A 14,891-nucleotide genomic window follows, 5' to 3' on the forward strand; every position below is an offset into this window, starting at 1 on the left:
ATGGACGCATGACCGACGTTCTGATCCTGGGCGGGACCGGCTGGCTGTCGTCGCGGATCGCCGAGCGCTGGCGGGATGCCGGAGCCCGTGTGACCTGTCTCGCTCGCGGTGGACGTCCGGCTCCGGACGGGACGGCTCTCGTCCGCGGCGATCGCGATGACGACGGCGTCTACGACCAGCTGCAGCGGGACTGGGACGAGGTCGTCGACGTCTCATCACGGGCCGGCCACGTCGAGCGAGCCGTCGGGGCGCTCGCCGGCCGCGCTCGCCGCTGGACGTATGTGTCGTCGATGTCGGTGTACGCGGACGACAGCACACCGGATGCGGACGAGTCGTCGCCGCTGCATGCACCCGCCCGCGAGGGCGATGAGGACGATTACGCCGCCCAGAAGGTCGCCGCCGAACAGGCCGTCGGATCGCTCGGTGATCGTGCCCGCATCCTGCGTCCGGGGCTCATCGTCGGGCCCGGTGACCCGAGCGACCGGTTCGGGTACTGGGCTGCCGCCTTCGAACGCGCGGGCGCGGAAGCGGTGCTCGTGCCTCCGCTCGCGGAAGCCTGGGCCCAGGTGATCGATGTCGAGGATCTCGCCGCCTTCATCGCGACGGACCGCGGTCACGGCATCCTGAACGCGATCGGGGAGCCTCTCCCGCTCGGCGAGATGCTTGCACTCGTCCGGGCTGCGACACGGCACTCCGGTGAGGTCGTGGAGGCCGGCGAAGCCTGGCTCGCCGATCACGAGGTCGACTACTGGATGGGGGAGAGGTCGCTGCCGCTGTGGCTGCCGGCCGAGATGAGCGGGTTCCTGCGGCGCAGCAACCGGGCGTATCTGGCCGAGGGCGCCGCACTGACCCCGCACGAGGACACGATCGCGAAGGTCGTCGCCGACGAGCGCGCCCGCGGCGTCGACCGTCCTCGACGTGCAGGACTGACCCGGGACGAGGAGGAAGCGCTGCTGCGGGAACTGCGCGGATGACGCCCCGGATTTGCACGCGCGCGGATCCGGGCGCTATGGTCGCGACATGCCTTCGGTCGCGCACCCTCACGCAACGCTCTTCGTGAGCGCTGCCCCTGTGCGCCGACGCCGTGGCGGCCGCCGACTCTAGGCGACCCCGCGCTCCCGTCGTGCTTCCGGCGGGGAGAGTGCCGGTGTCGCCGCCCCGGCCCGAACATCCCCGACCGTTAAGGTAGAACCATGACGTATTCCGTCGCCGTCTCCGGCGCATCCGGCTACGCGGGCGGCGAGATCCTGCGCCTGCTGGCCGATCATCCCGACATCGAGATCCGCACCGTCACCGCGCACTCCAACGCCGGTCAGCCGCTGATCCAGCACCAGCCGCACCTGCGCTCGCTCGCCCACCTCGAACTGCAGGACACCACGCCCGAGATCCTCGCCGGGCACGACATCGTGTTCCTCGCGCTTCCGCACGGCCAGTCCGGCCAGTACACCGACGCGCTCGGCGACGTTCCGCTCGTCATCGACGCCGGCGCCGACCATCGGCTCGTCTCGCAGGACGCCTGGGACGCGTTCTACGGCGGGACCTTCCACAAGGCCTGGACGTACGGCGTTCCCGAACTCCTCGTGGACGGGACCAAGCAGCGCGAGAAGCTTCGCGGAGCGACCCGCATCGCGGCTCCCGGGTGCAACGCCTCCACCGTGAGCCTCAGCCTGGTCCCCGGCGTCGCCGCCGGGGTCGTCGATCCGTCGGACATCGTCTCGGTGCTGGCTGTAGGCCCGTCCGGGGCGGGCAAGAGCCTGAAGACCAACCTGCTCGGCAGCGAGATCCTCGGCACCGCCAACCCGTACGCGGTCGGCGGTACGCACCGGCACATCCCCGAGATCCAGCAGGCGCTCACCGCCGCCGGAGCAACGGACCCGCGCATCTCCTTCACACCCGTGCTCGTCCCGATGTCCCGAGGCATCCTGGCGACCTCGACCGCCCCGATCGCGGACGACGTGACGGATGCGGAGATCCGGGATGCCTGGCAGAGCGCCTACGGAGACGAGACCTTCGTCCAGCTGCTGCCGGAAGCGCACTTCCCCCGCACGGCCGACGTCCTCGGCGCGAACACCGCGCTCATGGGGCTCGCCATCGACCGTGCGGCGAACCGCGTGACCGTCGTGACCGCGGTCGACAACCTCGTCAAGGGCACCGCCGGAGCTGCCGTCCAGTCCATGAACATCGCGCTGGGACTGCCTGAGGCCCGCGCCCTCACCGTGAACGGAGTCGCCCCGTGAGCGTCACCGCCCCCGCAGGATTCGACGCGGCCGGAGTGGCCGCAGGACTCAAGTCCACCGGCAAGCCGGACGTCGCCGTCGTCGTGAACCGCGGGCCCCGCAAGGTCGGCGCGGCCGTCTTCACCAGCAACCGGGCGAAGGCGAACCCGATCATCTGGTCCCAGCAGGCGATCGCGGACCGCGTCGTCGAGGCGGTCGTGCTCAACTCCGGCGGGGCGAACTGCTTCACGGGGTCGTTCGGCTTCCAGACGACCCACCAGACCGCCGAGAAGGCGGCCGAGCTGCTCGACATCAGCGCCGGCGATGTGCTGGTGTGCTCCACCGGCCTCATCGGCACGGGGGACGAGGAGTTCCGTGCCAAGGTGCTCGCGGGCACCGAACAGGCGATCGCCGACCTCTCCGCCGACGGCGGTGACGCCGCGGCGCAGGCGATCATGACCACCGACACCGTCGCGAAGACAGCCGTCGTGTCCCGCGACGGCTGGACGATCGGCGGCATGGCGAAGGGCGCGGGCATGCTCGCGCCGGGGCTTGCGACCATGCTCGTGGTCCTGACGACGGATGCCGACCTCGAGGCGCTCGAGGCCGACACGCTGCTGCGGCAGGCCACCGGGACCACGTTCGACCGGCTCGACTCGGACGGCTGCATGTCCACCAACGATCAGGTCACCCTGCTCGCCAACGGGGCCAGCGGTGTGAAGCCCGACCTCGAGGACTTCGCCAGCGCGCTGCGCGAGCTCTGTCAGGATCTCGCCGTCCAGCTCCAGGGCGATGCCGAAGGCGCGAGCCATGACATCACGATCCGGGTCACCCACGCGGCCACCGAGCAGGAGGCCGTGGAGGTCGGGCGCTCTGTGGCGCGCAACAACCTCTTCAAGGCCGCGATCTTCGGCAACGATCCCAACTGGGGCCGGGTGCTCGCCGCGATCGGCACGACGAGCGCGCAGTTCGATCCGTACGACGTCGACGTGTGGATGAACGGCGTGCGCGTGTGCACCGAAGGCGGGCCCGATCGCCCGCGCGAGGATGTGGACCTCGCGCCGCGCGCCACCGACCTGCTCATCGACCTCAAGGTCGGCGAGGCCGAGGCGACGATCCTCACGAACGACCTCACGCACGACTACGTCCACGAGAACAGCGCCTACTCCTCATGACCGACATCCAGGACACCACGCCCGACGTCGCCGCGGTGAAGGCCGCGACGCTCATCGAGTCGCTGCCGTGGCTGAAGAAGTTCCGGGACCAGATCGTCATCGTCAAGTACGGCGGCAACGCCATGGTCTCCGACGAGCTGCAGGACGCGTTCGCGCAGGACATCGCCTACCTGCGATACGTCGGCGTGCAGCCGGTGGTCGTGCACGGCGGCGGACCGCAGATCTCGAACATGCTCGACCGTCTCGAGATCCCCAGCGAGTTCAAGGGCGGATACCGCGTCACCAACACCGAGGCGATCAGCGTGGTCCGCATGGTCCTCACCGGTCAGGTCAACCCGCAGCTGGTCGCCAAGATCAACTCTCACGGCCCCATCGCGACGGGCCTCAGCGGAGAGGACGCCGGTCTGTTCGGCGGACGACGTCGCGGCGTGGTCATCGACGGGGAGGAGGTCGATCTCGGGCGCGTCGGAGACGTCGTCGAGGTCGATCCGACGCCGGTGCTCGACCACCTGGCCGCCGGCCGCGTGCCCGTCGTTTCCAGCATCGCGCCCGACCTGGACCATCCCGGCCAGTCGCTGAACGTCAACGCGGATGCCGCGGCAGCCGCCCTCGCGACGGCCCTCGGCGCGCGCAAGCTCGTGATCCTGACCGACGTGCCGGGGCTCTACGCCGACTGGCCCAACCGGGACTCGCTGGTCTCGCACATCACCTCCGGCGATCTGGAGCAGATGCTCCCGACGCTGGAATCCGGCATGATCCCGAAGATGCGGGCGTGCCTGGACGCGGTGTCCCGGGGAGTGGACGCCGCGGCCATCATCGACGGACGCGTGCCGCACTCGGTGCTCGTCGAGCTCTTCACGAGCAAGGGGATCGGAACCGAAGTGGTCGCAGGAGAGAGGACGAAGGCATGACCGTCTGGCAGGAGGACGCCGCACGCGATCTGGTGCTCAACGCGGGGGAGCGGCTCGAGCTGCTCACGCGCGGAGAGGGATCGTACCTGTACGACGGGCAGGACCGGCGCTATCTCGACTTCCTCGCCGGCATCGCCGTGACGTCGCTGGGACATGCGCATCCGGTCTTCGTCGACGCGGTGTCGCGCCAGGCCGCGACCCTCGCGCACGTGTCGAACTACTTCGCGACTCCGCCGCAGCTCGCTCTCGCCGCGCGCCTGAAGCGCCTCGCCGGCGCCGGCATCGACGGTCGTGTGTTCTTCTCGAACTCCGGCGCCGAGGCCAATGAGGCCGCGTTCAAGCTGGCGCGCCTGCACGGCGGCGCCGAACGCCCGCGCATCATCGCGCTGGAGAACGGCTTCCACGGGCGCACCATGGGCTCGCTCGCCCTCACGGCCAAGGAGGCCATGCGCGCGCCGTTCGCTCCCATGCCGGGTGGTGTGGAGCACATCCCCGCCACGATCCAGGCACTGGAGGCGGCGCTCGACGACCGCGTCGCAGCCGTATTCGTCGAGCCCATCCAGGGCGAGGCCGGGGTCGTCGAGCTGCCCGAGGGCTTCCTCGCGGCGGCGCGGTCGATGACGCTCAAGCACGGCGCACTCCTGATCGTGGACGAGATCCAGACCGGAGCCGGACGCACCGGCGCCTGGTTCGGATACAGCCACGAGGGCATCACACCGGATGCGATCACGCTCGCGAAGGGCATCGGAGGCGGATTCCCGATCGGCGCGCTCGTGACCTTCGGACACGCCAGCGCGCTGTTCACGCCCGGTTCGCACGGATCGACCTTCGGCGGCAACCCGCTGGCCACGGCGGTGGCCGATGCCGTGCTCGCCGAGATCGAGCGCGCCGGGCTGGTCGACAACGCCGCCGCGCGCGGCGAGCAGCTGCGCGCGACCATCGCGGGGATCGACTCGCCCCTCATCACCGGGGTCCGCGGCAAGGGACTCCTGATCGGCGTCGCGCTGAGCGCGCCGGTCGCCGGTGCCGTCGTCGCGGCGGCGCAGGCCCGAGGCCTGATCGTCAACGCCGCGAACCCCGAGACGGTCCGCATCGCTCCGGCTCTGACGATCGGGGATGCCGAGATCGACGAATTCCAGACGCTGTTCGCCGCTGCTCTCGCCGACGTGCAGAGCTCCCTCGCGGCATCCGAGACCGAAGGGGCCTCCCTGTGACCCGCCACCTCCTGCGCGATGACGACCTCAGCCCGGCCGAGCAGGCCGAGATCCTCGACCTCGCCGTCGAGCTCAAGAAGGACCGCTGGGCCGACAAGTCCCTGGCCGGCCCGCAGACCGTCGCCGTGATCTTCGACAAGTCGTCCACCCGCACGCGCGTCTCGTTCGCCGTCGGCATCGCCGACCTCGGAGGCTCGCCGTTGATCATCACGACCGCGAGCAGTCAGCTCGGAGGCAAGGAGACGCCCTCCGACACCGCTCGCGTCCTCGAGCGCCAGGTCGCCGCGATCGTGTGGCGCACCTACGCGCAGTCCGGACTCGAGGAGATGGCGAAGGGCACCCGGGTCCCGGTCGTCAACGCGCTCTCCGACGACTTCCACCCGTGCCAGCTGCTCGCCGACCTGCTCACGATCCGCGAGCACAAGGGGGATCTGGCGGGGCTGACGCTCGCCTTCTTCGGCGACGGGCAGAGCAACATGGCGCACTCCTACGCGCTCGCGGGCGTCACGGCGGGCATGCACGTGCGGATCGCGTCCCCGGCGGAGTACGCGCCGCGCGACGACGTGATCGAGGCCGCCGATCGTCGTGCCGCCGAGACGGGCGGATCGATCACGCTCTACACCGACCCGAACGAGGCCGCCGCCGGAGCGGACGTCGTCGTCACCGACACCTGGGTGTCGATGGGCAAGGAGGAGGAGAAGCTCGCTCGCATCCGCGATCTCGGGGGCTACAAGGTCACCTCCGAGACCATGAGCATCGCGGACCCCGAGGCGATCTTCATCCACTGCCTGCCGGCGGATCGCGGGTACGAGGTGGACTCCGAGGTCATCGACGGCCCGCAGAGCGTCGTCTGGGACGAGGCGGAGAACCGCCTGCACGCCCAGAAGGCACTGCTGGTCTGGCTGCTGCGTCAGGACTGATCCGGTGGCGCGCGGGCTGTCCGACCGGTGGGAGCGGTTGAACGGCCCGGCGCGCCTGGCCGGCGTCGATCTCGCGCGCGGGCTCGCCGTGATCGGCATGTTCGCCGCGCACCTGCTCACGACCGCGGAGAGCTGGGTCTGGGGCGACCCGTCGACCTGGCTCGCCGTGGTCGACGGGCGGTCGTCGATCCTGTTCGCGACGCTCGCCGGCGTGTCCATCGGCCTGGTGACCGGCGGACCGGTGCCGTCGGACGGAGACCGGATGCGCATCGCGCGCGGTCGCCTCGCGGTCCGCGCCGGGATGCTCTGGCTCATCGGCATCCTGCTGATCCTCACCGGGGTGCCGGTGTACGTGATCCTGCCGGCCTACGCCCTCCTTTTCGTGCTCGCCCTGCCGTTCGCCCGTCTCTCCGCCGGCGCCGTGCTGGCCGCCGCCGCGGCGATCGGCGTCGTGATGGCGTTCGTGCAGCCGCTGCTGGATGAGCTGCCTCTCTGGTACGGCCCGTTCGGCGAGGAGATCGCGGCGGCGCTGGGCTGGCACTATCCGTTCCCGGTATGGCTCGCCTTCGTGCTGACCGGGCTCGGCGTCGCCCGCGCGGATCTGCGGCGCCTGCCCACGCAGCTGTGGATGCTGGGGGCGGGCGCCGCGCTTGCCGTACTCGGGTACGCGGCGCTGCCGGCCGGCGCGACCTCCCTGTATCTGCAGGAGGTGCTGACGTCCCGACCGCACTCGTCCGGCCTGTACGAGGTCATCGGCACCGGTGGGTTCGCCGTCGCGGTGCTCGGAGGCTGCCTGCTGATCTGCCGTCTCGGCGTCGTGCGGATGCTCGTGCTCCCGCTGCGCGCGACCGGGGCCATGCCGCTGACGGCCTACACGGCGCAGCTGCTGATCTGGGCGGTCGTCGCCCTCGCCGCCGTCGGGGACACCGGGGACCTGTTCGCGTTCCGGGCGCTGGATCCGTTCTGGCCGCTCACGATCGGCGTCGTCCTCGGATGCACGGCCTGGGCGCTGCTCGTCGGGCGCGGACCGCTGGAGTGGCTCCTCGACCGCACGGCGAAGCTCGTCGTTCCGTCCCGGCCGGATCGCTAGGCTGGAGGGATGAGCGAGGCGAAGCACGACGGCACGAACGAGGGCGCGCTCTGGGGTGCGCGGTTCGCGAGCGGACCATCCCCGGAACTGGTCGAGCTGAGCCGATCGACGCACTTCGACTGGATCCTCGCTCCGTACGACATCGCCGGATCGCATGCCCACGCGACGGCGCTCGAGGCTGCGGGCTACCTGGAGCCCGACGAGGCGCTCCGCATGCACGAGGGCCTGGATGCCCTGGCCCGCAAGGTCGCCGACGGCACGATCGTCGCGCAGCCCACCGACGAGGACGTGCACGGCGCTCTCGAGCAGGCCCTGATCGCCGAACTCGGCCCCGAGCTCGGCGGGCGGCTGCGTGCCGGCCGCAGCCGCAACGACCAGATCGCCACCCTCGTGCGGATGTATCTCATCGACCATGCCAAGGTGATCGCCCGTGATCTGCTGCGTGTGATCGACGCGCTCGTCGCGCAGGCCGAGGCGCACCCCGACGCGATCCTGCCAGGCCGCACCCATCTGCAGCATGCGCAGCCGGTTCTCCTGGCCCATCATCTGCAGGCGCACGCCTGGCCGCTGGTGCGCGAGCTCGAGCGGCTGGTGGACTGGCGCGTGCGGGCCGGCGTCTCGCCCTACGGCGGAGGAGCCCTCGCCGGGTCCACGCTGGGGCTCGACCCCGCACTGGTGGCACGGGAGCTCGGTCTCGACCGCCCCGCCGAGAACTCGCTGGACGGCACGGCGGCGCGCGACGTGGTCGCGGAGTTCGCGTTCATCGCGGCGATGACCGGAGTCGACCTCTCCCGTCTGTCCGAGGAGATCATCCTGTGGAACACGCGCGAGTTCGGCTTCGTGACGCTGCACGACGGATATTCGACCGGTTCCAGCATCATGCCGCAGAAGAAGAACCCCGACATCGCCGAACTCACCCGGGGCAAGTCCGGTCGTCTGATCGGCAACCTGTCCGGACTCCTCGCCACGCTCAAGGGCCTCCCGCTCGCGTACAACCGCGACCTGCAGGAGGACAAAGAGCCGGTGTTCGACTCCGTGCAGACGCTCGAGGTGGTGCTGCCCGCGTTCGCGGGGATGATCGCGACGCTGCGGTTCGACACCGAGCGCATGGCCGAGCTCGCCCCGCAGGGCTTCTCACTCGCCACCGACGTGGCCGAATGGCTCGTGAAGCGCCGGGTGCCGTTCCGCGACGCGCACGAGATCTCCGGTGCGCTGGTCCGCGCGTGCGAGGAGCAGGGGATCGGACTGGAGGATGCCTCCGACGACCTCCTGCACTCCGTCTCCGCGCACCTCACGCCGGACGTGCGGGAAGTGCTCTCGATCGAGGGATCGGTCGCCTCGCGCACCGGCGTCGGCGGGACCGCGGGCGTGCGGGTCGCCGAACAGCGCGCTGAACTCGTCGCGCGTGCGCAGAAGGCCGCGCACGCGCTCGGACTCTGATCCGCGGCGGTCGCGCTTCGCGGATCCGGCTCCGATCAGTGCAGGGACTCGTCGGCCTCCGTGCGCGCCCAGCGGGTGAATCGGACGACGAGTCCGGAACGGGTCGGCGCCGCGAGGAACGGGCCCGCCGTCGCTGAGGCATTCGGATCGAACGGCGCCACCCGGACGAGGCGCCACGGGCCCTCGTCCGCCTTCGCACGGATGACAGCCGCATCCGGCCAACGGCTGATGCGGACGGTGATCTCGGCGTTCCGCCAGTCGTCGACGTAGCCGACCGACCAGTCCGACCGGCGATCCGTCACGACGGCGCCGAGCCCCAGATGGCCGTCGGCGAACTCCACACCCGCCTTGATCCAGCGTTCGTCGTCGATGCGCAGGAACACGCCCGCCTGGTCGAACTGCCCCTCCCATGGCGCGCGGAACGAGACCTCCATGGCCTCGCCGACGGCCAGGGGCGCGGTCAGCGCGTGCTCGGTGTCGTGGACGAAGCCGTACGCGGTGTGCCGCCACGCGTCGCTCCCCTCGACAGCGGTGACGTCGAGGTGTCCGTCGTCCACGGCCGCCGTGGGCGGGTGAGTCCAGACACCGTCCTGCCAGGGAATGCTCACTTCGGGCATAATCCGTAAATATTCCTTATCACTGCATATAACGGGAATATGCATGCTATCGTCGGGACATGGTCATCGCCGTCATCGCCGACATCGTCGGCTCGCGCAGACTGCACGACCGGGCGGCCGCGCAGAAGGTGCTCGATGAGACGATCGTGCGCGTCGAGCGCGACCTCCCCCTCGCGAGCCAGCCGCTGACGCCTACCGTAGGGGACGAGCAGCAGGGTGTCTACGCGGCGCTCGGGGATGCGCTGACCTCCCTGCTCATGCTGCAGCTCGCCCTCCCTGACGGTCTGGAACTGCGCTTCGGCATCGGTGCGGGGGAGATCCGGGCGATCGACTCGGCCCACGGCGAACTGCCCGACGGCCCGGCCTGGTGGGCCGCCCGGGAGGCGATCGAGATCGTCAAGGCGCGCGAAGGACGTGCCGTGCCGAGCGCGCGCACATGGATCGTCGGTGGTCAGGGGCAGGATGAGGTCATGCGGAGCACCATCGCGGCATCCAACGCCTATGCCCTCGTGCGCGACGAGCTCGTCGCCGCGATGAGCGGACGCGAACGCCGGCTCACCTACGGGCGGCTGGTCGGCATCTCCCAGGTCGACCTCGCCGCGCAGGAGGGCATCTCGCAGCCGAGCGTGTCGAAGTCCCTGCGCAGCGCCGGAGCCGCGGCGCTCATCGAGGGCGTCGCACAGCTGAGAGGAGCGACCTCATGATCTTCGCCGGATTCGCCCTGCTCGCCGTCGGCGCGGTCGACCTCGTCCGGCAGTTCGTGCCGCGCCGCTGGATCGGGTATCTCGTGATCCTCGTCCTGCTGATGGTCCTCGGCAGCGTGTCGGACGCCCTGCTTCCGATGCTGGGGGCCATCCTCATCGCTGCCGCCTGGGTGTGGACCATGCCCCGCGACCGCGACGCGCGGGCGGGGTTCTGGCCTGCCGTCGCGCTCGCCTTCATCGTCGCGCTCGCCGTCGTGTGGGTCGGCGGACGGGCGGATGCCGGGATGATCGGCGCGGCCTGGGATCTGTCCTCGCCCTTCGGGCCGATCCCCTTCGACCTCGCCGTGCTGGTCATCGGCGTGACGACGTTCCTGCTGGAATCCGGCAATCTCGTGGTGCGCGCTGCGCTGTCCGGGGAGCACACCTGGCGGCCGGCCGATGCCGGCATCGCCGTCGAGCGGGCGGACCTGCCGGATGCCGCATCCGTCGCGACGTCCGCGGCGACGGTCCATGAGGCGGACACCGGCGCCGACGCCGAATCCGCCGAACCGGTCGCTCCCGCACCGCCGCTGCGCGGCGGATTCAAGGGCGGCCGCCTCATCGGACCGCTGGAACGGATCATCGTCCTCCTGCTGACGCTCGCGATGGCGTATCCGATCCTCGCCGCGATGCTGGCGGCGAAGGGCATCGTGCGCTTCCCGGAGATCTCCAAGGACGGCGAGACCGGTGCGCGGGCCGAGTACTTCCTCGTCGGCAGCCTGGTGAGCTGGGTGATCGCCCTCGGCGCCGCGTTCCTGGTCTGGTGGGGCGTGCACTCCTGACGGTCCGGCGTGCTGCGCGCTGATAGCCTGGAGCGCGTGTCGAATTCCGCTCTGACGACTGCTCCGCAGGCGATCGATCCCGCGTTCGAGAACGTGTGGGATGAGATGGTCTGGCGCGGCCTCGTCCACGTGTCCACCGATCAGGAGGCGCTGCGCGCCCTTCTCGCCGGGGACCCGATCACGTATTACTGCGGCTTCGATCCGACCGCTCCCAGCCTGCACCTGGGCAACCTCGTTCAGCTGCTCACGCTGCGCCGTCTGCAGCTCGCCGGCCACCGGCCGCTGGGGCTCGTGGGCGGCTCGACCGGTCTCGTCGGAGACCCGGGCGGGCGCGACAGCGAGCGCGTGCTGAACCCGGTCGAGACCGTCGAGGAGTGGGTCGGCCGGCTGCGCGCGCAGGTGGAGCGGTTCCTGAGCTTCGAGGGCGACAACGCCGCGCTCATCGTGAACAACCTCGACTGGACGGCGCCGCTGAGCGCGATCGACTTCCTGCGCGGGATCGGCAAGCACTTCCGCGTCGGCACGATGATCAAGAAGGACGCCGTCGCCGCACGACTGAACTCCGAGGCGGGCATCAGCTACACCGAGTTCAGCTACCAGATCCTGCAGGGGCTGGACTACCTCGAGCTCTTCCGCCGCTACGGCTGCGTGCTGCAGACCGGCGGGAGCGACCAGTGGGGCAACCTCACCAGCGGCACGGATCTCATCCACCGCGTCGAGGGAGTCTCCGTGCACGCGATCGGCACGCCTCTGATCACGAACAGCGACGGCACCAAGTTCGGCAAGAGCGCCGGCAACGCGATCTGGCTCGACGCGGAGATGTGCAGCCCCTACCGGATGTACCAGTTCTGGCTGAACACCGACGATGCGGACGTCGTCGAGCGTCTCAAGGTCTTCACGTTCCTGACGAAGGCCGAGATCGAGGAGTACGCGCATCTCGTCGAGACCGAGCCCTTCCGGCGTGCGGCGCAGAAGCGTCTGGCGCTCGAGGTCGTCGCCACGGTGCACGGCATCGACGCGACCGCGGCGGTGATCGCGGCATCCGAGGCGCTGTTCGGTCAGGGCGATCTGACGGCACTGGATCCGGACACGCTGCGCTCGGCGCTGGCCGAGCTGCCGAACGCCACGCTCGCCGCCGGCACCCCGGTGGTCGAGGCTCTCGTGCAGACCGAACTGGTCTCGAGCCTGTCGGAAGCGCGACGTGCGATCGCCCAGGGCGGCGTGACGCTCGACGGCATCCGCGTCGAGGATGACACGGCGACGGTTCAGGGCGGTCTCCCCGGGGGAGTCTCCGTGCTCCGCCGCGGCAAGAAGACGCTCGCGGGCCTGTTCATCGGCTGATCGGTGCCGTTCACCCCGAGTCATGCGGTGGTGGCGCTGCCGTTCGTGCGGACGCCGCTGATCGCCTCGGCGATCGCGATCGGAGCGATGACTCCGGATCTGCCGCTGTTCGTGCGCGGGATCGGACTGAAGTACGGATTCACGCACGCGTTCGCCAACATCGTGTGGACCGGGATGATCGCGTTCGCGCTGTTCCTGGTGTGGAGGGTGCTGCTGCGTCCGTGCGTGTCGGAGCTGTCGCCCCGATGGCTCGCCCGACGCCTGCCGGTCGGGTGGGATCAGACGATGCCGGCTGCCGCGCGTGAGGCGGTCGGCGTCGGGGAGCGCCGCAGCTATCCGCTGCTGCTCGCGCTGTCGCTGCTGATCGGCGTCCTGTCGCATATCGTCTGGGACCTCTTCACGCACGAGGGCCGCTGGGGAAGCGAACTGCTCCCGGTCCTGGATGAGCCGTGGGGTCCGCTCGCCGGATTCAAGTGGCTCCAGCACGGCTCGAGCGTCATCGGCCTGCTCATCATCGGGATCTGGATGCTGGTCTGGGTGAGGCGTCGGTCTCCGCGGGATGCCGTGGACCGGATGTTCCCGAGCTGGCTGCGCTTCGCCTGGTGGCTGACGCTGCCGGTGTTCCTGATCGCGGCGTGGACGATCGGGTATGCGGTCGCCGGGCCCTTCACCGCGGAGTTCACGGTCCAGCATCTCGCGTATCGGGTGCTGCCCCCGGCGTGCGCGCTGTGGGGGCTGATCACGATCGTGCTGTGCATCGTGATCGGAACGCGGCGATCTCTGAGCGCTCGGGTGTGATCACCAGGCCGGCGTGTCGCGTCCCCACGGTCGAGGATCTGTGAACTCGAGGCCGGGGATCGCGGAGCGCACGGTGATGACCTCCCGCCCGCCGATCGTGAATCGCTGGGTGTGCTCGGCTGGATCGATGTCGACTGCGGGACCGGTCCTGGTCGTGCGCGGCATCCCGAGGAGTTCGGCGGCGACCCGACGCAACGAGGTGCGGACCAGCATCGTGCCTCCGGTGGCCCGCTGCTCCTCGAGCGCGCGGAGGACACCGGCGGCGAGCAGGTAGCCGGCGGAGTGGTCGAGCGCCTGGGCGGGGAGGGCGCCGGGATGTTCTCCGTCCGGCGACTCGACCATCGCGATGCCGGATTCGGCCTGGACGAGACTGTCGAATCCGCGTCGTCCGGGTGCAGCCTCGCCCCAGGCGCTGAGCTGTGCGATGACGAGCCCTGGATGCCGGTCGGCGAGGGCGGCGGGGGAGAGCCCGAGTCGGGCGAGCGCGGCGGGGTGGTAGCCGAGCACGACGACGTCGGCGTGCGCGAGGAGATCGGCGAATCGTGCCGAGCGCGCGTCCAGCACCGTGGTGCGCTTGCCGTGCCCGGTGTCGAGATGCTGCCATTCGAGCTCCGGGAGGTCCGGCGGGTCGACGCGCAGTACGTCGGCGCCGAGCAGGGCGAGCGTCCGCGTGCACACCGGCCCTGCGATCACCCGCGTGAGGTCGAGGACGCGGATGCCGCGTGCCCCGGTCCCCGGCGTGCGGCCTCGCCGGGGAGCATCGGCGAGTCGGATGGTCTCGACGAGTCCGGTGCGACGCAGCTCCGCGTCCGACCCGGGGTCCTCGGCGCGCACGGGGACGGCGAGCCCGCCGGCCCCCGAGACAGCGGCGACGGCGTCGGCGGTGCGGAGATCGGCGACGGCCTGCGCCAGCTCGTCCGCTCCGGCCGCGTCCGAGAGCGCGAGCCCGCGCCGAAGAGCGTGCGCATGATGCGGATAGTTGCCGTGCGTGCGGATCCATCCGTCGGTCGTGCGCCAGAATCCCGAGAGGGGCGCCCATGCATCGGGAGCCCGCCCGTCGATGCGCAGCATCCGATCGCTGCGGTAGGCCGCCGCCACTCGGACCGGATCGACGCGGCTGGGGTCGACGCGGGGATCGCGGGCGGCATCGCAGACGGCCCGAACGCTGGCGAGGGCGAGGGCGCTCACCGCGAGCCGCGAGGGGAGGGCATCAACCGTCACCATGACTCCTTCCGACCGAGCGCTCGCGCCGAGGAGAGCCGTGAACGGACAGCACTTCCATAGCGGGATGCTACGACGGTGCGCCAGGCGGATCGAGCGGTCCTCAGGCCGACACGCCCGGGATGCCACCCGGATTTGCCGGGTGGGCCCGATCCTGCGTAAGTTATTACCTGTTCGCCCCACAGGGTTGAGACAGACCAGCAGGTCAGCTCCCCTCAAGCGGCGGATCACCTCCCGAAACTCGATCGAACACTCCGGTGTGAGAGCAGTGGCGGGATGCCTTGCGGTCCTCGGATCACGACCCGGTTCGCCCGGTTCGCCGATTTGACAAACGGATCCCGCGAGGTAAGATAGAGAAGTTGCCCTTCGGGCCTGGTTGTGATGGCTGGGTCGGGGGAGCGTCTGATCCTTGAGAACTCAACA

The 14,891-nt window shown here is 70.4% G+C and carries 14 protein-coding genes; 12 read left to right on the forward strand and 2 right to left on the reverse strand.

All coding sequences use genetic code 11. The features are described from left to right. Nucleotides 1–8 precede the first annotated feature (8 nt). The 8 genes from AC3RXZ_RS09120 to argH all read left to right on the forward strand — a co-directional run bounded on the left by AC3RXZ_RS09120 (nt 9) and on the right by argH (nt 8,966). The gene (locus AC3RXZ_RS09120) at nt 9–974 is read left to right on the forward strand and encodes an NAD-dependent epimerase/dehydratase family protein (RefSeq protein WP_491493798.1); all 966 of its coding nucleotides are present in this window, start codon (nt 9–11) and stop codon (nt 972–974) included. 219 nt (nt 975–1,193) lie between these two features. Further along, nucleotides 1,194–2,237, forward strand: a complete 1,044-nt coding sequence (gene argC / locus AC3RXZ_RS09125) for an N-acetyl-gamma-glutamyl-phosphate reductase (protein ID WP_243232646.1) — start codon at nt 1,194–1,196, stop codon at nt 2,235–2,237. Beyond that, on the forward strand, nt 2,234–3,391 hold the full coding sequence (gene argJ / locus AC3RXZ_RS09130; protein WP_491493799.1) for a bifunctional glutamate N-acetyltransferase/amino-acid acetyltransferase ArgJ: 1,158 nt from the start codon (nt 2,234–2,236) through the stop codon (nt 3,389–3,391). Before argC ends, argJ begins: the two co-directional genes overlap by 4 nt. Next, a complete protein-coding gene (argB, locus tag AC3RXZ_RS09135; RefSeq protein WP_491493800.1) occupies nt 3,388–4,302 on the forward strand; it encodes an acetylglutamate kinase in 915 nt (304 codons plus the stop codon). Before argJ ends, argB begins: the two co-directional genes overlap by 4 nt. After that, nucleotides 4,299–5,516: an acetylornithine transaminase gene (locus tag AC3RXZ_RS09140; RefSeq protein WP_491493801.1), complete on the forward strand. Its 1,218-nt coding sequence runs from the start codon at nt 4,299–4,301 to the stop codon at nt 5,514–5,516. Before argB ends, AC3RXZ_RS09140 begins: the two co-directional genes overlap by 4 nt. Further along, the gene (gene argF, locus AC3RXZ_RS09145) at nt 5,513–6,436 is read left to right on the forward strand and encodes an ornithine carbamoyltransferase (protein WP_243232654.1); all 924 of its coding nucleotides are present in this window, start codon (nt 5,513–5,515) and stop codon (nt 6,434–6,436) included. The genes AC3RXZ_RS09140 and argF overlap by 4 nt, the downstream gene beginning before the upstream one ends. 4 nt (nt 6,437–6,440) lie before the next feature. Continuing rightward, entirely contained in the window at nt 6,441–7,526 is a 1,086-nt protein-coding gene (locus tag AC3RXZ_RS09150; protein ID WP_491493802.1) for a heparan-alpha-glucosaminide N-acetyltransferase domain-containing protein, read from the forward strand. A gap of 9 nt (nt 7,527–7,535) precedes the next feature. After that, nucleotides 7,536–8,966 (forward strand): argininosuccinate lyase, encoded by a 1,431-nt coding sequence (gene argH / locus AC3RXZ_RS09155; protein ID WP_491493803.1) that lies wholly within the window; start codon nt 7,536–7,538, stop codon nt 8,964–8,966. 35 nt (nt 8,967–9,001) lie between these two features. Here the strand turns inward: argH and AC3RXZ_RS09160 are convergent, their stop codons facing one another. Then, nucleotides 9,002–9,583 carry a DUF1349 domain-containing protein gene (locus tag AC3RXZ_RS09160; protein WP_491493804.1) on the reverse strand — a complete coding sequence of 194 codons (582 nt, stop codon included), beginning with the start codon at nt 9,581–9,583 and terminating at the stop codon, nt 9,002–9,004. Between the two features lie 59 nt (nt 9,584–9,642). On the opposite strand from AC3RXZ_RS09160, the gene AC3RXZ_RS09165 reads away from it, so the two are divergent. The 4 genes from AC3RXZ_RS09165 to AC3RXZ_RS09180 are packed head-to-tail and all read left to right on the forward strand — an operon-like array spanning nt 9,643 to nt 13,247. After that, on the forward strand, nt 9,643–10,287 hold the full coding sequence (locus AC3RXZ_RS09165) for a SatD family protein (RefSeq protein ID WP_491493805.1): 645 nt from the start codon (nt 9,643–9,645) through the stop codon (nt 10,285–10,287). Beyond that, nucleotides 10,284–11,108, forward strand: coding sequence for a hypothetical protein (locus AC3RXZ_RS09170; protein WP_491493806.1), 825 nt, complete (start codon nt 10,284–10,286; stop codon nt 11,106–11,108). The genes AC3RXZ_RS09165 and AC3RXZ_RS09170 overlap by 4 nt, the downstream gene beginning before the upstream one ends. 36 nt (nt 11,109–11,144) lie before the next feature. After that, entirely contained in the window at nt 11,145–12,449 is a 1,305-nt protein-coding gene (gene tyrS / locus AC3RXZ_RS09175) for a tyrosine--tRNA ligase (RefSeq protein WP_491493807.1), read from the forward strand. 3 nt (nt 12,450–12,452) lie between these two features. Then, nucleotides 12,453–13,247 (forward strand): DUF4184 family protein, encoded by a 795-nt coding sequence (locus AC3RXZ_RS09180; RefSeq protein ID WP_491493808.1) that lies wholly within the window; start codon nt 12,453–12,455, stop codon nt 13,245–13,247. On the opposite strand, the gene AC3RXZ_RS09185 is transcribed toward AC3RXZ_RS09180, so the two are convergent. Continuing rightward, on the reverse strand, nt 13,248–14,471 hold the full coding sequence (locus tag AC3RXZ_RS09185) for a CoA transferase (RefSeq protein ID WP_491493809.1): 1,224 nt from the start codon (nt 14,469–14,471) through the stop codon (nt 13,248–13,250). Nucleotides 14,472–14,891 lie beyond the last annotated feature (420 nt).

This window comes from Microbacterium cucumeris, assembly GCF_058349845.2.